This window comes from Mucilaginibacter sp. 320_HR (genome assembly GCF_059691875.1).
The window spans coordinates 458,285-483,423 of the sequence record NZ_JCAWAI010000002.1; the positions used below are offsets into that span (position 1 = coordinate 458,285).

General features: G+C 44.5%; 23 protein-coding genes. 11 read left to right on the top strand and 12 right to left on the bottom strand.

Annotation, left to right across the window (positions count from 1 at the left end; all coding sequences use genetic code 11):
- Positions 1–22 precede the first annotated feature (22 nt).
- From rpe to AC59GT_RS07610, 3 genes are all read left to right on the top strand, one after another.
- Positions 23–679, top strand: coding sequence for a ribulose-phosphate 3-epimerase (gene rpe, locus AC59GT_RS07600; protein ID WP_497237069.1), 657 nt, complete (start codon positions 23–25; stop codon positions 677–679).
- Between the two features lie 151 nt (positions 680–830).
- Positions 831–1,898: a 3-phosphoserine/phosphohydroxythreonine transaminase gene (serC, locus tag AC59GT_RS07605; protein ID WP_497237070.1), complete on the top strand. Its 1,068-nt coding sequence runs from the start codon at positions 831–833 to the stop codon at positions 1,896–1,898.
- A gap of 33 nt (positions 1,899–1,931) precedes the next feature.
- On the top strand, positions 1,932–2,882 hold the full coding sequence (locus AC59GT_RS07610) for a D-2-hydroxyacid dehydrogenase (RefSeq protein WP_497237071.1): 951 nt from the start codon (positions 1,932–1,934) through the stop codon (positions 2,880–2,882).
- Between the two features lie 77 nt (positions 2,883–2,959).
- Here AC59GT_RS07610 and AC59GT_RS07615 read toward each other — a convergent pair whose 3' ends face one another.
- The 3 genes from AC59GT_RS07615 to AC59GT_RS07625 form a co-directional block, all read right to left on the bottom strand.
- Complete coding sequence (locus AC59GT_RS07615) at positions 2,960–4,360, bottom strand: MBL fold metallo-hydrolase (RefSeq protein WP_497237072.1); 1,401 nt, start codon at positions 4,358–4,360, stop codon at positions 2,960–2,962.
- Positions 4,361–4,658: 298 nt separating this feature from the next.
- The gene (gene hscA, locus AC59GT_RS07620; RefSeq protein WP_497237073.1) at positions 4,659–6,527 is read right to left on the bottom strand and encodes a Fe-S protein assembly chaperone HscA; all 1,869 of its coding nucleotides are present in this window, start codon (positions 6,525–6,527) and stop codon (positions 4,659–4,661) included.
- A 121-nt stretch (positions 6,528–6,648) separates the two neighbouring features.
- Positions 6,649–7,347, bottom strand: a complete 699-nt coding sequence (locus AC59GT_RS07625) for a hypothetical protein (RefSeq protein WP_497237074.1) — start codon at positions 7,345–7,347, stop codon at positions 6,649–6,651.
- Between the two features lie 159 nt (positions 7,348–7,506).
- On the opposite strand from AC59GT_RS07625, the gene AC59GT_RS07630 reads away from it, so the two are divergent.
- From AC59GT_RS07630 to AC59GT_RS07655, 6 genes are all read left to right on the top strand, one after another.
- Positions 7,507–10,302, top strand: coding sequence for a TolB family protein (locus tag AC59GT_RS07630; RefSeq protein WP_497237075.1), 2,796 nt, complete (start codon positions 7,507–7,509; stop codon positions 10,300–10,302).
- An 87-nt stretch (positions 10,303–10,389) separates the two neighbouring features.
- The gene (locus AC59GT_RS07635; RefSeq protein WP_497237076.1) at positions 10,390–11,361 is read left to right on the top strand and encodes an ABC transporter substrate-binding protein; all 972 of its coding nucleotides are present in this window, start codon (positions 10,390–10,392) and stop codon (positions 11,359–11,361) included.
- Entirely contained in the window at positions 11,362–12,228 is an 867-nt protein-coding gene (locus AC59GT_RS07640; RefSeq protein WP_497237077.1) for an ABC transporter permease, read from the top strand.
- Positions 12,225–12,974: an ABC transporter ATP-binding protein gene (locus AC59GT_RS07645; RefSeq protein WP_497237078.1), complete on the top strand. Its 750-nt coding sequence runs from the start codon at positions 12,225–12,227 to the stop codon at positions 12,972–12,974. The genes AC59GT_RS07640 and AC59GT_RS07645 overlap by 4 nt, the downstream gene beginning before the upstream one ends.
- A 33-nt stretch (positions 12,975–13,007) precedes the next feature.
- On the top strand, positions 13,008–13,247 hold the full coding sequence (locus AC59GT_RS07650) for a hypothetical protein (protein ID WP_117381755.1): 240 nt from the start codon (positions 13,008–13,010) through the stop codon (positions 13,245–13,247).
- Between the two features lie 504 nt (positions 13,248–13,751).
- Positions 13,752–14,261, top strand: a complete 510-nt coding sequence (locus AC59GT_RS07655) for a hypothetical protein (RefSeq protein ID WP_497237079.1) — start codon at positions 13,752–13,754, stop codon at positions 14,259–14,261.
- Between the two features lie 66 nt (positions 14,262–14,327).
- On the opposite strand, the gene AC59GT_RS07660 is transcribed toward AC59GT_RS07655, so the two are convergent.
- On the bottom strand, positions 14,328–15,638 hold the full coding sequence (locus AC59GT_RS07660; protein WP_497237080.1) for a PQQ-dependent sugar dehydrogenase: 1,311 nt from the start codon (positions 15,636–15,638) through the stop codon (positions 14,328–14,330).
- Positions 15,639–15,908: 270 nt separating this feature from the next.
- Here AC59GT_RS07660 and AC59GT_RS07665 point away from each other — a divergent pair, with 270 nt between their 5' ends.
- A complete protein-coding gene (locus AC59GT_RS07665) occupies positions 15,909–16,811 on the top strand; it encodes a hypothetical protein (protein ID WP_497237081.1) in 903 nt (300 codons plus the stop codon).
- A 63-nt stretch (positions 16,812–16,874) separates the two neighbouring features.
- On the opposite strand, the gene AC59GT_RS07670 is transcribed toward AC59GT_RS07665, so the two are convergent.
- From AC59GT_RS07670 to AC59GT_RS07695, 6 genes are all read right to left on the bottom strand, one after another.
- The gene (locus AC59GT_RS07670; protein WP_497237082.1) at positions 16,875–17,825 is read right to left on the bottom strand and encodes an aldo/keto reductase; all 951 of its coding nucleotides are present in this window, start codon (positions 17,823–17,825) and stop codon (positions 16,875–16,877) included.
- A 3-nt stretch (positions 17,826–17,828) separates the two neighbouring features.
- On the bottom strand, positions 17,829–18,059 hold the full coding sequence (locus AC59GT_RS07675; protein ID WP_497237083.1) for a hypothetical protein: 231 nt from the start codon (positions 18,057–18,059) through the stop codon (positions 17,829–17,831).
- Between the two features lie 76 nt (positions 18,060–18,135).
- The gene (locus AC59GT_RS07680; RefSeq protein WP_497237084.1) at positions 18,136–18,561 is read right to left on the bottom strand and encodes a c-type cytochrome; all 426 of its coding nucleotides are present in this window, start codon (positions 18,559–18,561) and stop codon (positions 18,136–18,138) included.
- Complete coding sequence (locus AC59GT_RS07685) at positions 18,558–19,208, bottom strand: SCO family protein (RefSeq protein WP_497237085.1); 651 nt, start codon at positions 19,206–19,208, stop codon at positions 18,558–18,560. Before AC59GT_RS07685 ends, AC59GT_RS07680 begins: the two co-directional genes overlap by 4 nt.
- The gene (locus tag AC59GT_RS07690) at positions 19,205–19,603 is read right to left on the bottom strand and encodes a hypothetical protein (protein WP_497237086.1); all 399 of its coding nucleotides are present in this window, start codon (positions 19,601–19,603) and stop codon (positions 19,205–19,207) included. Before AC59GT_RS07690 ends, AC59GT_RS07685 begins: the two co-directional genes overlap by 4 nt.
- Before the next feature lie 8 nt (positions 19,604–19,611).
- Entirely contained in the window at positions 19,612–20,079 is a 468-nt protein-coding gene (locus AC59GT_RS07695) for a DinB family protein (RefSeq protein WP_497237087.1), read from the bottom strand.
- Positions 20,080–20,366: 287 nt separating this feature from the next.
- Between AC59GT_RS07695 and AC59GT_RS07700 the strand changes: the two genes are divergently transcribed.
- Positions 20,367–21,722: a GH1 family beta-glucosidase gene (locus AC59GT_RS07700; RefSeq protein ID WP_497237088.1), complete on the top strand. Its 1,356-nt coding sequence runs from the start codon at positions 20,367–20,369 to the stop codon at positions 21,720–21,722.
- A gap of 1 nt (position 21,723) precedes the next feature.
- On the opposite strand, the gene AC59GT_RS07705 is transcribed toward AC59GT_RS07700, so the two are convergent.
- Positions 21,724–23,826, bottom strand: a complete 2,103-nt coding sequence (locus AC59GT_RS07705; RefSeq protein ID WP_497237089.1) for an ATP-binding protein — start codon at positions 23,824–23,826, stop codon at positions 21,724–21,726.
- Positions 23,827–23,900: 74 nt separating this feature from the next.
- A complete protein-coding gene (locus tag AC59GT_RS07710) occupies positions 23,901–25,082 on the bottom strand; it encodes an acyl-CoA dehydrogenase family protein (protein ID WP_497237090.1) in 1,182 nt (393 codons plus the stop codon).
- Between the last annotated feature and the right edge of the window lie 57 nt (positions 25,083–25,139).

Genomic DNA, 25,139 nt, shown 5'->3' on the forward strand with positions numbered 1-25,139 from the left:
AGCAACCTGCTACCTTTACTACATGAGTCATTTGGTAGCACCCTCAGTTTTAGCAGCCGATTTTGCCAACTTACAACGCGATATCGAACTTGTAAATAACAGTAAGGCAGATTGGTTTCATGTTGATATTATGGATGGCATGTTCGTGCCGAATATATCTTTCGGTTTTCCGGTAGTAAAAGCTATTAAAAAGCATGCTACAAAACCGCTGGATGTTCACCTCATGATTGTTGATCCGGACAGGTATTTAAAGCAGTTTGCGGAAGCGGGAGCTTACAGCATTACTGTGCATTATGAAGCTTGCCCGCACCTGCACAGGACAGTTCAGGCGATAAAAGAACTAGGATGTAAAGCATCCGTTGCTATTAATCCTCATACACCAGTATCACTCTTAAAAGACATCGTTGCCGACTTAGATATGGTATTGGTAATGTCCGTTAATCCTGGCTTTGGTGGACAGAAGTTCATCGAACATACCTACAGTAAGTTAGCGGAGGTGAAGGAGCTTGCTAAAGCTGCTAACCCAAACCTCTTAATAGAAGTTGACGGCGGGGTAGATGACACTAATTATCAGGCATTACTTTCAGCCGGTGCAAGTGTGCTGGTTGCTGGTAACTCGGTATTTTCAGCTCAGGACCCATCATCAGCCATTACAACACTCAAGCAGGCTCAGGTTTAATCGGGTACTTACCATAGGGCAACTTCGTTGTGGTTACCTGTTTGCTGTTTATAAAAAAGCAAAAAAAGTCTATGAACTTTATAGGAATTACTAACTTCGAAGCTCCAACGTATCAAGTTGTTAAAAAAAGGAAAACAAACCAACCCATAATATGAAACATAATTTCGGTGCCGGTCCCGGCATTTTACCGCATGAAGTTTTAAAACAAGCAGCGGCAGCAGTAATAGATTTTAACGGAACAGGTTTATCATTACTCGAGATATCGCACCGATCACCGGAGTTTGAATCTGTGCTAAACGAAGCGGTTAAGCTTGTAAAAGAACTGTTTGAAGTACCCGAAGGATACTCTGTGATGTTCTTGCAAGGCGGTGCAAGCACTCAGTTTGCATTAGCACCATATAACCTTCTGCCGGAGGGCGGCAAAGCAGCCTATGTGGAGTCCGGCGTTTGGGCTAACAAGGCATTAAAAGAAGCAAAGTTCTTTGGTGATGTTGAAGTTGTGGCTACTTCTAAGGACAGCAATTTCACCTACATTCCAAAAGATTTTACCGTCCCGGCTGACGCTGCTTACATCCACATTACCACCAATAACACAATTTACGGTACGCAGATGCATAGCTTCTTTGATTCGCCTGTGCCTGTTGTTGCAGATATGTCGTCAGATATTTTCAGCCGTAAAGTAAATGTTGCTGATTTCGGTTTGATTTACGCAGGTGCTCAAAAGAATATGGGGCCGGCTGGCGTAACGCTTGTGATAGTTAAAGATAGCTTGCTTGGGAAAACCGGGCGTAAGATACCGGCTATGTTCAACTACCAGGTACAGGCTGAGAATGGCTCAATGTACAACACTCCACCTGTATTCGCCATTTACGTGTCAATGCTGACCTTAAACTGGTTGAAAGCAAAGGGTGGTGTAGCTGCAATCGAGAAAGAAAACGACGCTAAAGCACGTGTGCTTTACGAGGAAATAGACCGTAATCCAATCTTCAAAGCCGTTGCTGCTAAAGAGGACCGTTCACACATGAACGTTTGTTTCGTTACTGAGAATCCGGAACATGAAAAGCCGTTCCTGAAGCTTTGCGATGAGCGGGGCATAGTAGGTATAAAAGGGCACCGCAGTGTAGGTGGTTTCCGGGCGTCTATTTACAACGCATTGCCAATAACCAGTGTTTATGTGTTAATTGATGCTATGCAAGAATTTGCTGAAAAGAATAAATAATCTTTAATCCCTAAAGTAGAATAGTATACAGCTATGATTAAGATACTCGCCAATGACGGCATAGACCCGATAGGAAAAAGAATGTTAGAAGATGCGGGCTTTTTTGTTGAAACCAACAACATCCCGCAGGATGAACTTCCCGTAAAATTACAGGAGTACGATGCTATAACCGTACGCAGCGCAACAAAAGTGCGTAAAGCGCTTATTGACGCCTGTCCTAACCTGAAACTAATAGGCCGAGGAGGCGTAGGTGTAGATAATATAGATGTTGACTACGCAAAGGAAAAAGGCATAGGTGTTTACAACACGCCGGCTTCGTCATCATTGTCCGTTGCGGAGCTGGTGTTTGCGCACCTGTTTACCGGCATACGTTTTCTTCAGGACAGCAACCGCAAAATGCCTGTAGAAGGTGCAACAAAGTTTAACGACCTAAAGAAAGCTTACGCAAAAGGCGTAGAACTGCGTGGGAAGACTATCGGTATACTTGGTTTTGGCCGTATCGGTCGCGAAGTGGCGAAGATTGCCATTGGTATAGGAATGGAAGTACTGGCTTATGACTTATTTCCCTTTAACCCTGAAGTTGATGTAGTACTTGGTGGTGGATACATAGCCAAAGTAAAGGTAAAGACTGCTTCAAAGGAGGAAATAATTGTTAATGCAGACTTTATATCTCTGCATACGCCTTTTGTAGATAAACCTCTGATTGGTGCCGAAGAATTCAACCTGATGAAAAAAGGAGTAGGCCTGGTAAATTGTTCACGCGGCGGACTAATAAACGAAACTGAACTAATTGCTGCTTTAGACAGCGGTAAAGTTTCATTCGCAGCATTAGACGTGTTCGACAACGAGCCAACACCCCGTCAGGACATCTTGTCTCATCCAAAAATATCTCTTACGCCCCACATTGGTGCTGCTACAAACGAGGCACAAGAACGCATAGGAGTGGAGCTTGCCAGCCTGATCATTCAGCATTTTAAAGGATAAGCCAACATCTTTATACAGACAAAGAAGCCCGTTTACATGTAAACGGGCTTCTTTGCTTATTTAATTACCAAACTAACTTACACTAATTCATAAGCAACGCCTTTTTCTGGTATGGTTACTTTGTAACCATCTGCTTCTAAATCATCAGCCAGCTGTTGCATACTTCCAACTTCTCCGTGAACCAGGAAGACGCCTTTTAGCTTTTCTGAGTTCTGAGATTTTATGTTGTTCAGCAGGTCTTCGTGATCACCGTGTGCGCTTAGTACATCGGTTTGCTTTATGGTGGCGTACACGGAAAGATCACGATCTTTTATGTGAACGATAGAATCACCCCTTAGTAAGCGATATCCCAAGGTGCCTTTTGCACAATAGCCAATGAACAGAATAGTGCAGTAGTAGTTCTGGATATTATAGAACAAGTGATCCTGTATACGGCCGCCCTCCAGCATCCCTGCTGAAGATATGATAATGCAAGGTTCGTAATAATTAGATACTTGCCTGCTGTCTTTTAACGTCTCCACGTAAGTCAGGTTGTCAAATTCAAACTCGTCACCCTGGTTTTTGTAGAACTCCTGCGCTTCAGGATTAACATAGTTGTGGTGCTTACGGTACAGCTGCGTGGCCATGCCTGCCATTGGGCTATCTACAAACACCTTCACCGGCGGTAGTTTGCCACTGCTGAAGATCTTATTCAAAGCAAATACCAGCGACTGTGTACGCCCAATGCTGAACGCCGGTATGATCAGCCTGCCTTGCTCTTTTACGCATACTTTGTCGATAGTTTCCACAAGCGTCTCTTCAACTGACTTGCCTTTGGTATGCATGCGCCCGCCGTAGGTAGATTCACTCACCAGGTAGTCAACAGGAGGGAGCGGTTCCGGGTCGTTCAGTACCGGATAGTTCTTGCGGCCAATGTCCCCTGTGAAAGCTATTGAGCGTTCTTCTCCATTCTCTGTCACTTTAAATACTGCTGCTGCAGCACCAAGTAAATGGCCCGCCGGAATGAAGGTTAACTCGATATCGCCGTTAATGCGAAACGGTTTATTATAACCAATAGTAACAAACCGTTCTACGGTATCCATCACGTGCTTTTGCAGGTATAACGGTTGCGCGCCGCCGCTGTGGTGTTTGTGTTTGCGGCGGTGATGCTTGCCTTTATTTGCCTTCTCCATAAAGATACTTACCGAGTCCATCAGCAATAATTCGGTAAGATCTGCAGTGGGAGGCGTGCACAGTATTTGACCGTTAAAGCCCATGCGTACCAGCGTAGGCAAGTTGCCAGAGTGATCAATATGGGCGTGTGTAAGCACCACAACATCTATCTCTTCCGGGCGAAAGTCAAAGTTCTCGTTCAGCTGAATGTTATGATCGCGCTCGTAATCAAGTCCGCAATCTACCAGCATTTTATATTGGCCAACCTGCAGCAAATGCATGCTCCCGGTTACCTGACGGGCAGCCCCGTGGATAGTTAATTTCATGTCTTCTCTTTAAAAATCTGCTGTTGTAAGTGTCCCGCTTTGAGAGCGGGACACCCGGGACACCCTAAATAGTTAACAACTTGTTTATCAAAGTGATGTAAGTTAATAGCGGGACACCCCGGGACAGTACAAAAACTTTAAGTATATGCTGTTATATTGTTAAATACAAGAAAGTTATACAATAAAATGTACTTTCTTTTAATTGGTTAAAAAACACCTTGGGACACCACAGGTTGGGACACTTTTTTTGACATCAGGAGCAGCCCGTGGCAACCGAGGTGTATTTCATTCTGCTCTTTTACTCGCCGCCGTTCTCTATGCTCTTACCCTTCATTGCTACAGAGATGGCCTCGTCCATTAACCGCTCGGCAAAAGGACGGGTGTATTCGTTCACCTCGTCAATTTTGCTGTGTATCAGGTCCTTTTCGCCTGCAGCAAGTGCAGCTTTCAAAGCAGTAAGGTGTTCGTGGGTGTGACTTATCTCCTCAGCGGACAGGTGCGTACCATGTTTTTCAATAAACCGCTCAACAGTATATATCATTTGTTCGCCCTCTGTACGCGCCTCTATCAGCATACGTTGCGCAACATCATCCTGGGCGTTGGTAATGCTGTCCATCAGCATTTTTTCCACCATATCATCGCTAATCCCATAAGCCGGGCGTACTTCTACTTCCTGCTTAACGCCGGAGCGTAGTTCTATAGCCTGCACTTTTAATATCCCATCAGCATTCAAAATAAAGTTGATGTCTACTTTAGGAAAACCTGCAGGCATCGCCGGAATTCCTTTTAATTCAAACTCTGCCAGTTTACGGTTCTCTTTAATCAGGTCGCGCTCGCCCTGGTAAACGGCAATCTTCATGTTCACCTGGCCGTCTTTACTGGTGGTGTACTGCCTGCCGGCTTTGGTCGGTATCTTAGAGTTGCGGGGTATAATAGTGTCCATTAATCCACCCATGGTCTCGATACCCAGCGAAAGCGGTGTTACATCCAGTAATAATATATCACTACGGTTACCTGCAAGTACATCGGCTTGTATGGCGGCACCCAATGCAACCACTTCGTCCGGGTTTACATCATCATGTACCGGCCTTCCGAAGAACTCGGCAACCATTTTCTTAACCAGCGCAGTGCGGGTACTGCCGCCCACCATAATAACCTCGTCAATGTCGCTCACTGTAAGCTTAGCATCTTTCAGCGCATTTTGGCAACTGGTAATAGTTTGCTGCACTTTAGGCAATATCAACTGCTCAAAAGTATTACGGTCTATAGTAAGCCAGATGTCGCCTAGTTGCTCATTAAAAATACTTTGGTGCGTAAACGCTTTTTTGGCTTCTTCTGCTTTTAACCGCAATTGCTGAGTAAGTTCCCGGTTGTTGGCCAGCTCGTTGGTGTCAATGTTATTTTGAACGATCCAATAATCGGCAATAACGCGGTCGAAATCATCACCGCCCAGAAAGGTATCCCCATTGGTAGACAGTACTTCAAAGATGCCGTTTTGTATCTGTAAAATAGAAACATCAAACGTACCGCCACCAAGATCGTAAACGGCTACGGTTCGGGTCTCTTCAGGATCTAAACCAATGCCATAGGCCAGGCTTGCTGCTGTAGGTTCGTTCACAATGCGCAAAACATCCAGCCCTGCCAGTTTACCCGCATCGCGCGTAGCCTGGCGTTGAGAGTCGTTAAAGTAAGCCGGAACGGTGATCACCGCCCGGTTAACAGGCGTTTTCAGTGCATGCTCCGCACGCTCTTTAAGTTCTTTCAATATAAGTCCCGACAGTTCAATAGGGGTGTAGAACTTGTCACCAACTTTTATCTTAACAAGGCTTTCGCTGTCATCATCAATAACTTTGTAAGAAAAAAAGCTTTGATAGTCTTTAACATCGGCGTACGAGCGGCCCAATAATCGTTTTACCGAAAAAATGGTATTCTGCGGGTCGGTTACCAAAAACTCTTTGGCTTCGTTGCCAACAGTTATGTCGCCTGAGCTACCGAAGTGAACTACAGAAGGTACTAAAACACCTTTGCCGGTGTCGTTGATAACCTTCGCCTGTTTATCCGGATCAATAAACGCCACCAGCGAATTGGTGGTGCCTAAATCAATGCCCACAATTATATCTTCTTTCTGCAGCGAACCTGTTGCCAGGTTTATCGAGATCTTAGCCATAGTACTATATTACAACCGGCAAATGTAGTTAGTTTTATGGGTGCTAAAGTGGTATTACCCAGAAATTACAGAATTATGGAATTTAGGGGTTATCAATCGCGGGGCAGTTTCATGCAGTGTCTTACTTTTTTGCAAAGCCGTTTGTTGTAAGCTTTAAATGAGTTAAGTCGAGATGATATTGATTCTGGAACATTGACGCGATACTTTGCCGGTAAGCTGCCTGGGTGTTTGCTTTTAAAGTTTCCTGCCATCCTAGCGCAAGCAGCACTGTTTGCAGTTTCAATTCCTCGCTCAGCCTTGCCCGTTGGGCGGCGTTGCTCATCTTGGGGTTGCTTGCTATTAATGTAGTCACCTGCGCGCGTGCGCCCCGTTCCATTGCTGGGGTTATTTTATCGTCCTGCACCTGGTTTACTATTTCGTATCCGGTGAGCAGGAGTCCTGCTAGGGCATCAGCGGCGTTGTTGTCATGCAAAGCAGATGTCTTAAGCATTTGTTGGTAAACCTGCCCGTAGTCGGCCTTGCCGGGGCCAAAAGCTGTGTTTAAGGCTTTGGCACCCTGCGGACTGCTGGCTTGTAAACGCTTGCTGAAACTGGCCACAACCTGCTGCCGTAAAGCAGAGCTGGAGGTATATGCAAAATTGGTTTTACTTGCTGTAGCGGAGCGATGAGCAGCACTGTTGCTATAAGCAAGATTGCCCGACCATCCTGCCATTAGGGTTGGATCGAGCGCCATGATGGGGTCTTGTGCGCTAACCTTTGATGCCGTAACCAGCAAAGTACTCGTGCATATTGCAATTATTGATTTTGTGAGCTGTTTCATAAACAAGAGATATTAATATCAGTAGGTCAACATATTAAGTTTATCAACAGCCAAAATGTTTGCTAACGTTGCTAAGTCTGTTCACGTGAAGCGTAATGGTTAAAAATTCCGTTTATCTGTTAACCCGCCTTCACAACAAATTTGCTACTTTCATGGCCAATGAAGCGCCTTCTATTTGTTTTGTTGCTTTTATTAACAACACTGTGCTACGGGCAGCAGTTTGGTGGTAACCCGCCATCACTAAAGTGGAAGCAGGTTAACACGCCCCAGGCAAGGGTGATCTTTCCCAAGGGCCTGAACTCTACAGCCACGCTGGTGGCTAGTATTATAAGCAGTTTTGCGCCGGTTGTGCAACCAACATTAGGCAACAAGCAAAAGCAGGTAAGCATAGTTTTACAAAACCAAACCACAACATCTAACGCGTATGTAGGCCTTGCACCATTCCGCAGTGAGTTTTACTTAATGCCTTCACAAAATAGTTTTGAGTTGGGCAGCCTTAACTGGCCTGCTCAGTTGGCTATACATGAATACCGGCACGTACAGCAGTACAACAACTTTAATGTGGGACTTTCTCATTTGTTAAGAGTAATCTTTGGTGAAGGCGGCCAGGCATTGGGCAACGAACTTTCCATACCAAATTGGTTTTTTGAGGGCGATGCTGTTTACAACGAAACCCTGGTGAGCCAGCAGGGCAGGGGCAGGTTGCCCTACTTTTTTAGCGGGTATAGGGCTATTTGGGCAGCAGGTCGCAACTACAGCTGGATGAAACTGCGTAATGGCTCATATCGCGACTTTATACCCGATCATTACCCATTAGGCTACATGATGGTAGCTTATGGAAGGGAAAAGTATGGATCAGATTTTTGGGGGAAAGTGACTCATGATGCTGCTGCCTTTAATACCGGTTTGTATCCGCTGCAGCATGCTGTAAAAAAATACACTGGGCTAAAATATAATCAGTTCAGGATAGCTGCCTTTGATCATTTTAAAAAGCAATTTGCTGCTGACCCGCTTTTGCCAACTCCTAAAAACAAGCACTTTACAGGTAACGAGGAGTATCCGGCGTTTGTTGATGACAGTACACTTATTTTCGTGAGGAGCACCTATGATGATATACCAAAGTTCATCATGCGTACAGGTGCAAAAGAGCGTGCCTTAGCTGTGCAGGACATCAACAACGATAATTATTTCAACTACAATAACGGTCAAATTATTTACGCCGGTTACCGACCAGACCCGAGGTGGGGATACCGCACCTACAGCGAATTAGTGGTGCTCGATGTCAGCACGGGCAAAGAGCATCGTATTACCCGTAAAACGAGGTACTATTCGGCAGCTTTTAGTGCAGATAATAAAAAGATTATAGCGGTAGACGTAAGCACACTTGGTAAAAGTACCCTGCACGTGCTCAACGCCAATGGTAACCTGCAACAAGCCATACCTAATCCTGGTAGGGTATTTTATACTTACCCAAAGTTTTATGATGATAACCAGGTTGTAACTGCGGTACGCAATCAAAAAGGACAAATGTCGCTTGCCCTTATCAACGTTAATTCCGGTTCGGCTAAATACCTGTTGCCGTTTAGTTATGAACCTATTGGCTTTCCAACAGTCTTCAAGGACGCGGTTTATTATACCAAAACATCAGGCAAAGAAGATAATTTATTTGTAACCTCCCTAACCGACGGCCGGACAGCTATGCTTAAGCCCGGTAAAAACAAGTTTATAGGCGCGTACCAGCCAGCAGTTACCAGCGGTAAATTAGCATGGGTAGGCATGACTGCGATAGGTTTTAAAATACAGGAAGAGCAGCGGGGCGAACTGCTTACCGGCACTATAGAGAAACAACAGTTAAATAATATTGGTATAGACGCGCTGAATACTGATACCGCAGCAAACCGGATAGCTGCTGTTGCTACGTCGCCACTACCGGTTACCCGGTACAGCAAAGCCCACAACCTGTTCAATTTTCATAGCCTTTTCCCAACTATAAACGATCCTAACTATTCAATAGCACTGGTGGGCGACAACGTTATTAACACCTTTACATCAGAGCTGTCGCTGGCTTACAACCGCGATGAAGGCTACAAGCGGGTGGGTTACACGGCTACTTACGGTGGTTTATACCCTTTTATTTCTGCCGGCGCAAATTATACCCTGGACAGAAAGGGCTTTTATAAAGGGGGAAACATTTTTTATGATGAAACAGACCTCCATGCAGGATTACAGGTGCCGCTGGATTTTATCGCTGGTAAAACATCCACGTTCCTGAACTTCGGCAGCAGTGTTTACTACACGCAAAGCCGTTTTCAGGAAGCTTACAGAACGCTGTTTGCCGATAGACATTATACGTATTTGAGCAATTTTATCAGCTTTAGCAACCAAATACAAAAGGGACGTAAGAACATTAATCCAAGGTTTGCCCAAAGTGTTACTATCACTTACAAGAATGCAATAGCCGGGTTAAATGCTAACCAATTTTTAGCCTCGGGTTCACTCTATTTGCCAGGGTTAAGCATCAATCACAGCCTCGTGCTTAGCGGGGCGCACCAGCAAAGCGGCAAAAACAATGGTATCGGTTTTTCTAACAACTTTCCGTTTTCCAAAGGTTATACTGCCGAAAACCTGGACAATATGAATAGGTTCAGCGCGAGTTATCACTTCCCAATTGCCTATCCTGATGCAGGTTTCGGTAACTTGTACTACCTGCTGCGGCTGCGCGGATATTTATTTTACGACCATACGCACGCTACTGATGGCAGCTTTCTGCTCAACGGCAAGCCATTTAATACAAACTTTAGGTCGGCAGGTGCAGCATTGTTTTTTGATGGTAAGCTCTTTAACCAGGGAGCGGTATCGTTTGGTATACGCTATAGCTATCTGCTGGATCCTGACCTGTTCGGTGGCAATGGCCGGAACAGGATAGAACTGGTACTGCCGGTAAGCATATTTTAATTGCCGCATCAAATGCTATTGCATTAACTGAATGCAATATTATTGAGTCGGTTTTATTGTTTGGCGCTGATAAACTACTTTAGTAACATGAAATTTCAGAAGCTTTTTGCCGTAGCTGCATCGTTGATTATTCTGGCGGGGTGTTCGTCAGGGAAAAAGGGGAACGTGCCCGTTGTAGGGTTTGTTGAGGCTTTTCAGGACGAAACCATATCGCAGGCGAAGGACGGGTTTATTGACGCGCTTAAGGCCAACGGTTTTAGCGAAGACAAGAAGAACATTGAAATAAAATACAACAATGCGCAGGGCTCGGCTATTACGCTCACCACAATAGTTAACCAGTTCGTATCTGAGAAGGTTGACCTCTTAGCCACCTCTACTACCGTATCAACCATTGCCGCCATCCAGAAAACTAAAGCAATACCTATTTTCCAGATGGTATCGCCTACGCCCGAGCGAATGAAAGTTGCCGACGCGCAGGGCAAAGGTCCGGCAAACCTGTTTGGTACGATGGAAGAGCTTAATTACATTGATACTTCGTTCTCACTCATACCTAAGCTGCTGAAGCCTAAGGGCGCGCAGCTTACCGTTGGTATGATATACAACCAGAGCGAGCCGCAATCTGCTGACGCGCTGCAGCGCATACAAGGCCTTGCTGCAAAGTTGAACGTAAAAATTGTGGCTTTGCCGCTTAACTCCTCTGCCGATGCACAACTGGTTACGCAGGCGCTGTTGAACAAGAACATCGACGCGTTTTTTGCTAATCCGGATAATACCGTGTTCTCTGCTTTTGCAACTATAGTAAAAAGCTGTAACGATAAGAATGTACCAATTTTCACCAGCGAAGCAGGCTTGGTTAAGCTTGGAGCGGTAGCTGCATTTGGCGCTGACATTTACCAATGGGGTTACCAAAGCGGTTTACAAGCCGCTCAGTACCTGAAAACACATAAAACTGATGGTTTGAAACTGGAGATGGTAAAAGTGCGCAAGCGGGTTTATAATCCTGCTGTGGCTAAAAGATATAACATTACCATTCCGCCAGAATTTACTGCTGTAAAATAGATGGATTTTTATCTAACCGCTTTATTGCAGGGTTTGTGCTTCGCAGGGATAGCCTTCGGGATCTATCTATCTATGAAGATATTTAACATTCCCGATATAACAACCGACGGCAGCTACACACTTGGCGGTGTAGTATCAGCGGTGATGATTACACATCATCAGCCAGGATATATCATCTTGCCTGCAGTGGTGGCGGCAGGTGCCATTGCAGGCGCTTGTACCGGCATCATTCACACCAAATTAAAGATAAATGCACTATTAGCTGGTATACTGGTGATGTACGCGCTATATTCGGTAAACAACAGCATAATGGGCAGGAGCAACCTGCCTGTGCTCAACCTGCCCACTATCTTTTCGGTACTTCACGTTGTTACCGATGAGAATCTGAACTCGTTGCTCATACTCATAACTTTTGTAACAGTACTTACCTTGGTGATCGGCTACTTACTTAAAACAGATTTCGGTATAGCCATGCGCGCCACCGGCAACAGCGAGCCCATGATCCGCGCCTTGGGTGTAAATACCGACCGGATGAAGATAATTGGCCTGGCGTTAGCTAACGCGTTAACAGCACTTAGCGGTTACCTCATTACTCAATTGCAGGGCTTTGCTGATATTAGTATGGGTATCGGTATTGTCATAATCGGTCTCGGTTCCGTTATTATAGGGGAGACCATCATCAACTGGCTTCAGATCACCTCTGTTTGGTTGAGTCTTTTGTTGGTGCTTACAGGAGCCATTGTTTTCCAGTTTGTGCTGGCGTTTACCTTAAGCATTGGCGTAGATGCAAACCTGCTTAAACTGGTGACTGCAGCGTTTGTGCTCGTTATTGTAGGCCTGCCACGTTTAATTGCTAAAAGATCATGATCGGCTTTAAAGACATTAGCAAAACTTTTAATACAGGTAAGGCCAACCAGGTAAATGCCCTTGCGGATATCGATTTGACCATTGATAAAGGAGAATTTGTGATAGTGGTAGGTGCAAATGGTTCCGGTAAAACCACGCTGCTTAACCTGGTAGCCGGTACAATTTTCGCAGATAAAGGCACTATAAACATTGACGGAACTGACGTTACCACACTACCTGACTACAAACGCAGCCGCTGGATAGCCCGTATATTTCAAAATCCGTTACTTGGTACCGCAGCCGACCTCAGCATCATGGATAATTTTAGACTTGCAGCCTTGCGGACGCAAGCTAAAGGCCTCACAATTGGTAAAACCGGTGCCTTTAAAAAACAGGTTCAGGAAAGAGTAGCCGCTTTGGGTATGGGATTGGAGAACAAACTGGAGCAGCCAATTGGTACACTCTCCGGAGGCCAACGGCAGGCGCTTACCCTGCTCATGAGCGTAATGGACGAATGTAAGATATTGCTGCTGGATGAACCCACCGCCGCGCTGGACCCACGTTCTGCCAAAACAGTGATGAGCATGGCCGATGACCTTATTAAGCAATATGGACTTACAGCTATACTCGTCACGCACAATTTAAAGGACGCCGGACAATACGGTTCACGTATCATCCATATGGAAGAGGGGCATATAATAAGGGACGTTAGTGCCGGAGAAAAGCTGAAACTAAAGCAAACCGAGCTGTTTGAGTGGTTTGGGTAATATTGGCAAAGAAATTGTAATACCGGCTGTACTATGAAAAACACAGCTTTTGAAAATATATACGATGCCTACCAACTTGTAAGTGGTGCTAAAATAAAGGGCAGGAACCAGGAAGAAGTTTTTGAATTGGGCGAATACGACGGCAACAAACGTGGATATACACTGTACGCTTTTGAAGATGGAATTAAGTTTACCGACTTCAGCGTGATCATCTCAGAACGTGAGCTGATGAACAATTACTTGATAGAAAAAGTAGCGAGGATTGCTGCTTAACTGAAAAGTGTTTCGCGTTTAAAATGTGAAACACTTTTCAGTGTTCTGAAACAGTCTGATATTGATACTCAATTAGTTATTGTTAGGAAGGTTTAAGAGCGAAACACAAGTAAGGCTTTATATTGTGCGGCTTAACATTGTGTTATTTAGCTTGTTATAGATAATTCTTATTTTTTAGCCGTGTTTCGCCCTGAAACACGTTTATTCTGTTGGAGCAAGTTTCCTATCTGGAAGTTAGTATACCATTTTCTCCTCTAAGATGTGTAAGCATCGTTGTTTTCATTTTTTGTATTTAAAACGTCTTTGCGTATCTTTGTAGTCTTAATACTACTACAATGCTAACTTCAAACTCTACCTGTAACAAACTGATGTTGCCTATTGTGGCACAAGGGAAGGGTTTTGCATTCAATTGCCATCCATTCTCTTAGCACGCCGTAATTATAGCAGCTAATAATCAATTAATTCTAATAACATCTGCGGTATAACCGCAGCACTAATATTTTTATGGGCACTTATTACACCATTGAAGAGAAATATCTCCAAGCGGTTGACGAACTGGCTTATGGTGAAACGCCAAAAGCTTTACACTTGCTTAACCGTATAGTTGGCGATGAACCAATGTACGCCCGGGCGCACCATCTGCTTGGGAAAATATATTACTACGATCTGAAAGATTATCAAACCGCTGGTTATCATTTTAAGACCTGCATGGAGCTTGAACCATCTTTCCCGGACAACTACATTCATTACTTAAGCCTGGTAGTTTTCCTGCAGATGGACAAGCAGGTGGATGCAGTATCTGCCAGGGCTCTCACTACGCCTGGTGTTGATACCGCCACGGTTTACGAACAGCTTGGCTTATATGCAGAAAAGAAGAAGCTATGGTCAAAAGCAAAGAAAGCGTATCGTAACGGCCACATGGAAGCGTTAACTAAAGCACAGCGCGATGAGTTTGAAGAAGCTTTAGATCGCGTAAAGCAGAAGAAAAAAGCCAGCAAAGCACTTGCTGAATAATGTAAGAAGGCGACCTAAAACGGGTCGCCTTCTTGTTTTACCATAGGTTTAGCTGTGATGCAAGCACTATTTCTTGTAGCTGATTTTGTAAATATTCCCCTTAACATCATCTGTCACGTATATTGATCCGTCCGAGCCTTGTGCCAATCCGCAGGGACGATGGGTTGCACTACCTTTAGCGGTATTTTCAGCCGAACCGGAGAACCCGTTAGCAAACACTTCGTAGTTCCCGTCGGCCTTTCCATTTTTCATTGGTTGAAAAACTACAAAGTAGCCCGCCTGAGGTTCGGGTGCGCGGTTCCATGAACCGTGGAAAGCGATAAAGGCACCATTCTTATACTTCTCCGGAAATTGGCTGCCGGTGTAAAACAATAACCCGTTAGGGGCGAGGTGGCCTGGGAAAGCTGCTGCCGGATCTTTGTACTTACCATCGCCTTCTTTCTTGCCGTCGCCGCCATATTCTGGCATTTGCATTTTCTTGTTGGTTTGCCAATCGTAATAGATGTAAGGCCAACCTGCGTTGTCCCCCTTGTTTAATGCATACAAGCACTCGGCCGGAAGCTCTGCGGATTGCTTTTCGGTAAACATGGTTGGGAACAACTCGTGTAGCTGGTCGCGCCCGTGCTGCATTACAAACAGCTGGTTTGCTGATTTATTCCAGTCCATACCCACAACGTTGCGAAGGCCGGTTGCATACCGAACACCGTCTTTGTAAGTTTGGTTGAGTTTGCCGGCTTTAAATTGCCATATACCGCCTGCAGAGTCAAGTATAGGGCAGCCAGGCTGTCCCGGGGAGCCTTTCTCCCGGTCTTTTACCTGGCAGGCATTTGAGTAAGCGCCAATGTTTACGTAAAGGTTGCCGCTATTGTCAAGCAATATAGCTTTGGCCTCATGTTCGTTACGGCTGATTAAGCCTGTTACAATTTTTTCGGGAGCGTCCGGACTAATTACCTGATTGTTTGCATCTAATTTGTATCTAAATACTTCTTCATTAGAAGATGCGTACAGATAGCCATCCTTAATATACATACCGGTACCTATGTAGTTCCCGAATGCGTTTTTTACAGTCGCTTTACCGTTGCTCTCGGTAAGGTATAAAATACCCTTGCCGTCTTTTAATCCGCTAAGCTTAACGTAAATACCGCCTTGTGGCGTAACTGCAATGTGGCGGGTGCTGCCTAAGTTCTCAGCTACAACAGCTGCGGTAAAGCCGCTTGGTAGCACTAAACCAGCGCCGGAAGCACTGGTATCTGCAGCAATTTCGGTTGTTGTAGTTTGATCTGTTTTTTTGTCGTTGTTAGAACAGGAGCTTATGCATAAGCTAAGCCCGGTTATAGCCAGCACCGGCAAAAGCAGCCGTAAAGATGTATTTTTCATGATGTTAAGTTTTGTGTATAAAACTAACAGATATACAATTAATACCGAAACCTGTTTACAATGTTATAGCATAGTTACCTTGAGCAGTTTGCTGTTGGATAATAATGATTGTTGCAGCATCACATTTCTTTATAGTTTAAGAATAACATTTTGTCAAATGATATGTTATTAAAATTAAATTCTATAACATTTATTGATACTAATATTATCCATAAATAGCTTTAAACCTTTGCTTTTCCGCGCCGTCATAGATGCATAAAAATTAACACCATGAAAAAGATATATTTAGTTTCGGCAATGCTTTTAGGCGGGCTCATTTCAGAAAACGCCAAAGCGCAAGTTTCTATTCATATAGGTTTAAATATACCAGCAAGGCGTGTTTATGTGCCTGCTCCTCCGCCACCGGTGGTAGACGTACCAGTGTATGATGATGATTTTGACAACAGTGACGACTACTATTACCTGCCGGAAGTTGAAGCCTATTACAGCGTCCCTATGGGCTGCTACTTTTATAACGATGGCAGCCGTTGGGTGAGGGCACAATACCTGCCCGGTGCATACCGTAACTACAATTGGCGTAATGCTACCCGCTATGAGATACGCGGCCGCAGGCCATATATGAACCATAATGTATATCGCAACAAATGGGGCGGTAATAACAACAGAGGAGACTGGAACCGCCGTAGCGACAATTATGCACGTGGAGGCAACAGCCGTTATGATCAGGGTGGATACGGCAGAGATAATCGTTGGGGTGATGGACAGCCACAACGCAGGAACGATGACCGCGGCAATCGGGGCAGACAGGACGACAGGAACAACAACGGACGTGGCAATTGGGGTAACCAACCATCACGCGGACAAAATGGTGGTTGGGGACAACAAACACCGCGTGATCAGAACGGAAGCTACGGTCAGCAACAACCGTCGCGTGGACAAAATGGTGGCTGGGGACAACAACAGCCATCCCGCGGACAAAACGGAGGTGGACAGCAACAGCAACCATCTCGTGGTGGACAGGATGGCGGTAGCTATGATCAAAATAGTGGCAGCGGACACAGTGGCTGGGGTGGCAATCAGGCAGGCGGAGGCCGCGGACAAAATGGTGGAGGCCGTGGCCAGGTAGCTAATAACGGCAGCCGTGCAAGCAGCTTTTTATTACCAAGAAACTAAAGCAATTTCCTCAATATATATAACTATAAAGCCCTTCCGATATCCGGAAGGGCTTTTAACTTTTTAGTAACTGCTGGCGGTGGTCAGCAGTTCTATTTCATGAGGTTTTAAATTAAGCTCGGCGGCTTTTCCAAGTTCCTTTAGCTGATGCACGCTGGTTGCGCTGGCTATAGGCCCTGTAATACCAGGCCTGGCCATTACCCAGGCTAAAGCTACGGCTGCTGGCGTACTATTGTGTTCGCCGGCCACCTTATCTAAAGTTGATAAAATTTTATATCCTTTTCCGTTAAGATACTTTTTTACACCGCCACCACGCGGGCTTTTGTTAAGGTCAGCTTCTGACCGGTATTTACCCGTCAGGAAGCCGCTTGCAAGCGAGTAGTAGGAGATAACGCCCAAGTTGTTTTCCCTGCATAACGACTCAAACTTTTTTTCGTAATCTTCGCGGTCGTATAAATTATACTCGGGCTGCAGGCTTTCGTAGCGTGCAAACCCATTGTTTTTACTTACCTGCAAAGCTTCACGCAAGCGGGCGGCACCATAGTTTGACGCGCCTATTGCCCTAACTTTTCCTTGTCTTATAAGATCTGTAAAGGCAGAAAGTGTTTCTTCTAAAGGGGTATTAGCATCATCATCGTGCGATTGATAAAGGTCGATGTAATCTGTTTTCAGACGCTTTAATGAGGCTTCTACGGCGCTGATAATGTAAGCGCGCGAAAGGCCATTCTTGTCTTCGCTCATGGGCTTGCCTACCTTAGTAGCAAGCACGATCTTGTCGCGTTTACCACTTTGTTTAAACCAATTGCCGATGATGGTTTCAGACTCGCCGCCGGTATTTCCGGGAACCCATCGCGAGTATACATCTGCAGTGTCTACAAAGTCAAATCCGTGGTCAACAAACGAATCCAGTAATCCAAAGGATGTTTTCTCGTCTGCTGTCCACCCGAAAACATTGCCGCCAAACACAAGGGGATGCACTACCAGCCCCGATCTTCCCAACTCACTTTTTTCCATTGCTTATATATTAACAGATGCTTTTATTTGTTCTGCCAGTTCATCAACCCAGCCGCTAAAATATGGCTCGGTACCGCTCATGCGTTCCCATTTGCCGTCCTCATTACGGGCTATTACCAGTTGCAAGCTGCCATCTATCGAATTAAACTCGTAAGCGCCGCTGCTTAATGCAGTAACTACGCCGTTAACCTCGCTGTCTGAGCCGGTAAGTACCGCTTCAAATTCTTTTTCCATAATATTCAGGTTTTATAAGGCTAACAACATGCGGCTGCTTTGTGTTTGCCATTATAGCTGTTTGATTTGCCGAAAGCTATTTGCAGGCCTTTAGTTGCGCCGTCACCTGTTCAGCTGTTACTACGCCCATTTTGTTGCCGAATGAATTGGTAACGTAGGTTAATACCTCCGCAATATCCACAGGTGCAATATCGTTAGCAGGCATATTATTACTGAAAGTTTTACCGTTTACCACCAGCAATTTACCCTTAAGCCCTATGTTTACAAAGCAGGGGAGCTGCTGCTTGTTTTTCTTGAGGAATGCAACATCGGTAAGGGGTGGCATCAAGTTAGAAAGGCCTTCACCGTTAGCGCCGTGACAATTTTGACAGCGCTGCTGATAAATCAATTTCCCATTTACATAGTACCGCTTAAACTCCAACGAGTCCTGGCTCTCACAAGCAAACAGGACGATGAGTAAACCTGCGAAAAACGCAATAGAGGCTGCCGTTTTCGCCTTCATTGCGCTATTTCGGTGTTTGTTTCTGCACGCAATTTCTTTATGTCGGCAATCAATCGGTCAGTTTCTTTCTCGTCTGTACCATCATAGCTTCCGCGGATGCGTTTCTGCTTATCTATCAGTAAGAACAATCCGTCATGGATAAACAGGTCTTTAGCACTTTCTTCCGGGCGGCGGGTTAGATAGCTTTGCGCCAGATTGTAAGTTTCTTCTTTTTTGCCCTGCAGCAGCCACCAGGTGTTGCCGCTGATGCCAAGCTTATCTGCATAAGCTTTAAGCACTTTCACACTGTCGTGTTTTGGATCAATGCTGTGTGAAAGAATTTTCACATCAGGTACGTTCTTGAAATCTGCATACACCTTTAGCATATTGCGATGCATGATAGGACATATGGACGGGCAGGTAGTAAAAAAGAAATCTGCAACGTATATATCACCTTTCAAGCTGTTTTCAGTGATGCTGTCGCCGTATTGGTTTACAAATCTAAATGCCGGTATGGTTTGATAGATAGTATCAACAACCGTTTTTCCTTTTACAACAATATTCTTTGTGTCGCGGTTGCCGTAAATAGGTAATTTGGCGCTGGTACCGCCGTTTTTACAAGCGCTGTATGCCAGTACTATAAACAGGAGGGCTGCTAACTTTTTCATTTCTTTTTAGCCGTTTTAAGGAAGTTGGTTGAAGCATTTATAACGGAATCAAATTGCTGCTCTATGCCGGCTATCTGTTTTTTCTGACCTTCCAGGTAGGTCATTATCTCCTCGTGCGACTTGCCTTTGTTTTCCGCATCAAACTTATGCATCCAATCTTCCATTTTAGCATCAGCGCTGTCCAGGGATACTGAAAGGTTTTTGGCCGCGCTATCAGCATGTGCCTTTAACAAGGTGTCCAACTGCATTTTATTCTTCATTAGCTGTCCGTCTTTTGCCATTACCTGGTCGTGCAGGTTTATCACTTCATCTAAAAGCTTTTTCTCCTGTTCCTTGGGGTCAGCGCAGCTGTTAAACAGCAGGGCTGCAAATGCAATAATATATAGTTTCTTCATGGTAGTGTTTATTGTTGTTGAGATTTCTCCAGGTCGCGCACATATAAAATGTAGTCGGTAAGAGTGAGTTCCACACCAGCCTGTTTTAGGTAAACGCCAATTTGTGCCCTATGATGTGTGCCGTGATTGATTACATGCGCCAGTATATCACTTAGGGTATTTGTAAAAGCGCCCTGAGAGTTCTGGTAAGATATAGGAGTAAGGAAATCTTCAGGTTGTAAAGTGTTCAGGTAAGCTACCCATTCCGCATGGTTTGCTGTAATCACATCTCCAAGGGCCTCGGCTGGCCAGTCCGGCCAAAGTGGTACCATAGGTGCTTTAAGTCCTTTGCATCGTTGCAGCCAGGTTTGCTGGGCTGTCATCATATGTGCCATAATTTGAACAGCTTTAGGCACAGGCGTTGTTACAATCAAGCCATTTATGACGCCGCTGGCGTACAGGTCATAATTAAACAGACGGATAAAATAATCTTTCATCGACAGCAAAAGTAAGCAACCATCATTTAAAAATGTGGAGCGTATTGTAATTTATCAGTTAACTTAAACATAACCTAAGAGATATATGCAGCTTACACCGGCCACTTATCTTAGCTATATAAAAATTCAAGTGCTATGAAATTCATCGCAAGGTTATCAGCATTGTTTAATGATATCCGCAGCTACCTTTTTTTAAGGAGCATGCGCTCGTCGTTTAAACACTAATTTTTAAAATAGCTTCGTTTATACAATTATAATGCACATTTTGAGCCCTCAGCTCAAACTGAATGATATCCAACACTCCAAACACGCAGCTTAACAAACAACTTTTTGGCGATGACTTTGCCTGGGGGGTATCTACAGCTGCCCTGCAAATAGAAGGTTCCTTCGATGCCGATGGTAAAGGCCCTTCCATATGGGATACCTTTTCCGCAAGAAAGGGCAAAATAATGAATGGCGATTCGCCGTCGGTAGCCTGCGATTACTACCAAAATTACAAGCGTGATATCAATTTAGTTAAGGAGCTTAATATCCCCAACTATCGCTTTTCTATTGCGTGGTCACGCATTTTACCTAAAGGAGAGGGAGAAGTAAACCAGGCGGGAGTTGATCATTACCATAACGTTATCGATTATTGCCTTAAACTGGGTATCGAGCCATGGGTAACCATATACCACTGGGACCTGCCCCAGGCTTTGGAAGATAAAGGCGGCTGGACAAATCGGGACATTGTGGGATGGTTCACCCGCTATACAGAAATTTGCGCCGAAGCGTTCGGAACTAAAGTGAAGCAATGGATGATAATGAACGAGCCGGCTGTATTCACCGGCGCCGGCTATTTTTTGGGTATTCATGCCCCGGGCAGGATGGGCTTGCGGAATTTTCTTCCTGCTGTGCACCATGTGGTTTTAAGCATTGTGGCTGGTGCTAAAGCCCTACGCAGAATAGTGCCCGATGCGCATATTGGCAATACGTTCTCCTGCTCGCATATTGAACCGTATAAGCAAACGCCAAGGCATATAGCGGCGGCAGCCCGTGCCGATGCACTTATTAACCGCCTGTTTATAGAGCCGATACTCGGTTTGGGTTACCCCACTGAAGTAGCGGCGATTGGCAAGATTAAAAAGTATTACAAGCCTGGTGACGAGGATAATATGTCATTTGATTTCGACTTTATTGGTCTGCAAAATTACACCAGAGAGATAGTGAAGTACTCGTTCTTTACACCGTACATCGGTGCGACTTTGGTTAAAGCAGAAAACAGAAACGTAGAGCTTACCGACATGAAGTGGGAGGTCTATCCGCGTGCCATTTATGAGATCATTAAAAAGTATAACGCATACAGCGGCATTAAAAAGATCATAATCACTGAAAATGGTGCCGCTTTCCCTGACGTTGTAACAAACGGCGACACTGTTGATGACCCTAAAAGGATTAAGTACTTGCAAACCCACTTGCAGCAAGTGTTAACGGCTAAGCAGGAAGGGTACAAAGTAAGCGGCTACTTTGTATGGACGCTAACAGATAACTTCGAATGGGCGGAAGGTTATCACCCACGATTTGGTTTAGTTCATGTAAACTTTAAAACACAGCAAAGGATTATAAAGAAATCTGGTCGTTGGTACGCAAACCTTATCAAATAACTTATTTAAAATCGCGGCTTTTAAAATAGGGAAGGCTGATGAAGAAGGTTGTGCCTTGCTGTTCGTTGCTTTGAAACCAGATTTTCCCTTTATGCTTTTCTATAATCTGGCGGCAAATGGATAATCCCAATCCAAAGGATTTTTCACCTTCTGTTCCGGTGCGTTGCGCAGCGGTAAACATGTTGAATACCTGATCTTTTAGCTTGTCTGGTATACCAATGCCGTTGTCTCTTACTGCTACAATCACTTGCTGGCCATCCTCGGTCACTTTAACTGATATAGTTTCCCCAGTCGGACTAAACTTAATTGCGTTACTAATTAGATTGCTTATAACTCGCCATATCTTTTCCCGGCTAATTAATAGGTCCATTGGTTTCTCCAGCGGCTCTAATAGTATTTGCTGGTTCTTCTCTGCAGCTTTAAAACGCAGCAATTCTACACTATTATTGACCAGCGAATTAATGTCAACCCGCTCCAGGTTAAGGGGTACCGAAGACAGGTTGGTTGCTTCCAGTATCTCGTTTATAAGTTCAAGGGAGTTTACAGATGTTTCTTTTACCAGGTTGATCAGTTCTTTTTGATCGTCGGTGTATTCATCCTCAGCCATCATGGCGGTAAGGGAAGCAATGCCGCCGATGGGGTTTCTCAAATCATGAGCTACTGTCCGCAAGATCCGGTCTTTTTCTTTACTGCTGTTGTTTAACTCGTTCAGCGCATTCTCTAAAACGTGGTTTTGCTCGTTAATTTGCTGGTTTAATATGTTAACTGTAAGCACATCCTTCTTAGAGCGTTTCCAATTGCGATAAACCAAAAACATAATAATGGCCGTTAAAACCGCAAAAAGAGTAACAGCATAAATGTAAATTACCTGTAGTTTGTTATGAGTACTTAAGGTATCTATTTCATGTTGCTTTTCGTAGTTAGATAGCTGCTGACCCACATCGGTCTCAAGAATAAGATTATTTACTTTGGTTATCGAATCTTTTTGAAGGTTGTATAATTGCAAATGGGATAATGCCAGCCTAAGATTACTTTTATTAGCGTAATACCCGCTCATTAAACGGTTATAGTCCGCCTCGGCATCCGGGTTCTTAATGGTATCAAGCTGTGCTTTGAGGTCAGCCAGCAACTTTACCAATTCATCATTTTTCTGCTGTTTAAGATACAACTGGCCAAGTTTTACCTCGGTAAGTTGGGCATCGCGGTTGTCATAATCACCCTTCAGGTTAATGGCTATGCTTTTTTTAAGTAATTCTTCTGCTTTAGCGTTTTCACCATTTTGTATGTAAACTTCCGCCATGTTGCCATAAACCACACCACGAGCCATGTCCATGTGCTGCCTGCGTTCCGGATAAAGGGAGGTATTGGTAGTAATTTCTACTAATGCTTTGTTAAAGTAAACCAAGGCACTATCATCCTGATTGTTATGGCGAAAGCTTAAACCAATATTGTCAAGCAGTTCTTGCCGACGGTAAAAGCCGACAAACCCACGGTTTACCTCCTGTTTATCGCGAACGTTCTGTATGTAGCTATCTTTAAAATATTTTACTGCCAGATTATAGTGCCGCTGTTTATACATAATCATCCCCATGCGGTAGGTGTAATCTGACAGGGCAGCCATATTCACGTAGTTTTTCCCCATTAAATAACCTTGGTAGTATGACTGATAAGCATCTGAAAATTGCTGAAGTTCAAACAATGCATCTCCTCTTGAGAAACTTGCCTCCGCCACATTCATAGAATATTGCCTGGAGTTTGGCATTTTCGCGGCTTCGGCAACTAAACTGTCAGAGTAGATAAGTGCAGAGTCTTGTTTGTGTATGGTTTTGGCATAGTACACATAATGAAAAGCGTACCGTCGGAAGCGATCATTGCTCGTTGGTGAAGGAATTTTAAAAAATGCAGAGTCGAGGTAAACCAACCCACCTTTTATATCGCCGGTTTTCCAAATATTTTCTACCTTGTTCTTAATTTTTAAAAATTCCGGAGAGTAGTTACCGTTGTCGGCAACATTTTTTTCTTTACAAGCGTAAACCAGGAGTATTATAAAGAGGCAACTAAGCCTGATAAGATTTCTCCAGGCCAAAAAGTCAATTTTGTACATTAATGTCGGGGTCAGTTACACTTGTCACAACAAATATAATACTTAGCCGACATTGTGGTAATATTTACTTTAAATTACTTAAAGGCATCTTCTCCGGTGATATCCATGCCTGTTATAAGCAAATGAATGTCGTGGGTACCTTCATAAGTAACTACCGATTCAAGGTTCATCATGTGTCTCATAATAGGGTATTCGCCGGTTATACCCATTCCACCAAGCATCTGCCTGGCTTCGCGTGAGATGTTCAAGGCAGTTTCTACACTGTTGCGCTTCGCCATAGATATCTGCGCCGGTGTAGCGCGGTTCTCGTTCTTAAGGGTACCTAAGCGCCACACCAATAGTTGCCCCTTAGTTATTTCGGTTATCATTTCTGCAAGCTTCTTTTGCTGCAATTGAAACCCTGCTATTGGCCGTCCAAATTGTACACGCTCTTTTGAATACCTTAATGCGGTGTCGTAGCAGTCCATAGCTGCGCCTAAAGCTCCCCAGGCTATACCATAGCGCGCCTGATTAAGACATCCAAGCGGACCTTTGATACCGCTTATATTCGGGAGTACATTTTCCTTGGGAATTTTTACATTATCAAATACAAGCTCGCCTGTTGAAGATGCACGTAACGACCACTTGTTGTGCGTTTCCGGTGTGCTAAAACCTTCCATACCGCGCTCGACTATAAGGCCCCGTATTTTGCCGCTCTCATCTTTGGCCCATACAACTGCTATATCTGCAAATGGTGCATTGGAAATCCACATTTTAGCGCCGTTCAGCACATAATGATCTCCCTCGTTTTTAATGCTGGTTACCATTCCGCCCGGGTTACTTCCATGGTCAGGTTCGGTTAGCCCAAAGCAACCTATCAGTTCGCCTGTTGCAAGTTTGGGTAAGTATTTGTGCTTTTGTTCTTCACTGCCGTAAGCATATATGGGATACATCACCAGTGAGCCCTGTACTGAAGCTGTAGACCGAATGCCTGAGTCGCCTCTTTCCAGTTCCTGCATAATTATGCCGTATGCCATATAATCTAGTCCAAGTCCGCCATATTCAACAGGTACAGTCGGCCCGAAAGCACCAATCTCGGCCAGACCTTTTAAAAGGTGTCGAGGAAACTCCGCCTTTTGAGCGTAATCTTCTATAACCGGGCTTAATTCTTTTTTAACCCATTCGCGAACAGTTGCCCGTATTAACTTATGTTCTTCGGATAATAGTTCATCTAAAAGGTAATAATCAGGAGCGTCATAAAGGTCTTTTTTGGCCATGGTTGTACGGATTGGTTAGTCAAATATATATAAATGCCATACACAAAAACCCTGTTT

Bases quoted from the DNA above. Each gene is read 5' to 3' on its own strand.
- AC59GT_RS07710 (WP_497237090.1), bottom strand. From the start codon at position 25,082: ATGGCCAAAAAAGACCTTTATGACGCTCCTGATTATTACCTTTTAGAT.
- AC59GT_RS07665 (WP_497237081.1), top strand. From the start codon at position 15,909: ATGAAAAAGATATATTTAGTTTCGGCAATGCTTTTAGGCGGGCTCATT.
- serC (WP_497237070.1), top strand. From the start codon at position 831: ATGAAACATAATTTCGGTGCCGGTCCCGGCATTTTACCGCATGAAGTT.
- AC59GT_RS07610 (WP_497237071.1), top strand. From the start codon at position 1,932: ATGATTAAGATACTCGCCAATGACGGCATAGACCCGATAGGAAAAAGA.
- AC59GT_RS07635 (WP_497237076.1), top strand. From the start codon at position 10,390: ATGAAATTTCAGAAGCTTTTTGCCGTAGCTGCATCGTTGATTATTCTG.
- AC59GT_RS07650 (WP_117381755.1), top strand. From the start codon at position 13,008: ATGAAAAACACAGCTTTTGAAAATATATACGATGCCTACCAACTTGTA.
- AC59GT_RS07700 (WP_497237088.1), top strand. From the start codon at position 20,367: ATGATATCCAACACTCCAAACACGCAGCTTAACAAACAACTTTTTGGC.
- AC59GT_RS07655 (WP_497237079.1), top strand. From the start codon at position 13,752: ATGGGCACTTATTACACCATTGAAGAGAAATATCTCCAAGCGGTTGAC.
- AC59GT_RS07660 (WP_497237080.1), bottom strand. From the start codon at position 15,638: ATGAAAAATACATCTTTACGGCTGCTTTTGCCGGTGCTGGCTATAACC.
- AC59GT_RS07645 (WP_497237078.1), top strand. From the start codon at position 12,225: ATGATCGGCTTTAAAGACATTAGCAAAACTTTTAATACAGGTAAGGCC.
- AC59GT_RS07675 (WP_497237083.1), bottom strand. From the start codon at position 18,059: ATGGAAAAAGAATTTGAAGCGGTACTTACCGGCTCAGACAGCGAGGTT.
- AC59GT_RS07685 (WP_497237085.1), bottom strand. From the start codon at position 19,208: ATGAAAAAGTTAGCAGCCCTCCTGTTTATAGTACTGGCATACAGCGCT.
- AC59GT_RS07640 (WP_497237077.1), top strand. From the start codon at position 11,362: ATGGATTTTTATCTAACCGCTTTATTGCAGGGTTTGTGCTTCGCAGGG.
- rpe (WP_497237069.1), top strand. From the start codon at position 23: ATGAGTCATTTGGTAGCACCCTCAGTTTTAGCAGCCGATTTTGCCAAC.
- AC59GT_RS07705 (WP_497237089.1), bottom strand. From the start codon at position 23,826: ATGTACAAAATTGACTTTTTGGCCTGGAGAAATCTTATCAGGCTTAGT.
- AC59GT_RS07615 (WP_497237072.1), bottom strand. From the start codon at position 4,360: ATGAAATTAACTATCCACGGGGCTGCCCGTCAGGTAACCGGGAGCATG.
- hscA (WP_497237073.1), bottom strand. From the start codon at position 6,527: ATGGCTAAGATCTCGATAAACCTGGCAACAGGTTCGCTGCAGAAAGAA.
- AC59GT_RS07680 (WP_497237084.1), bottom strand. From the start codon at position 18,561: ATGAAGGCGAAAACGGCAGCCTCTATTGCGTTTTTCGCAGGTTTACTC.
- AC59GT_RS07690 (WP_497237086.1), bottom strand. From the start codon at position 19,603: ATGAAGAAACTATATATTATTGCATTTGCAGCCCTGCTGTTTAACAGC.
- AC59GT_RS07695 (WP_497237087.1), bottom strand. From the start codon at position 20,079: ATGAAAGATTATTTTATCCGTCTGTTTAATTATGACCTGTACGCCAGC.
- AC59GT_RS07670 (WP_497237082.1), bottom strand. From the start codon at position 17,825: ATGGAAAAAAGTGAGTTGGGAAGATCGGGGCTGGTAGTGCATCCCCTT.
- AC59GT_RS07630 (WP_497237075.1), top strand. From the start codon at position 7,507: ATGAAGCGCCTTCTATTTGTTTTGTTGCTTTTATTAACAACACTGTGC.
- AC59GT_RS07625 (WP_497237074.1), bottom strand. From the start codon at position 7,347: ATGAAACAGCTCACAAAATCAATAATTGCAATATGCACGAGTACTTTG.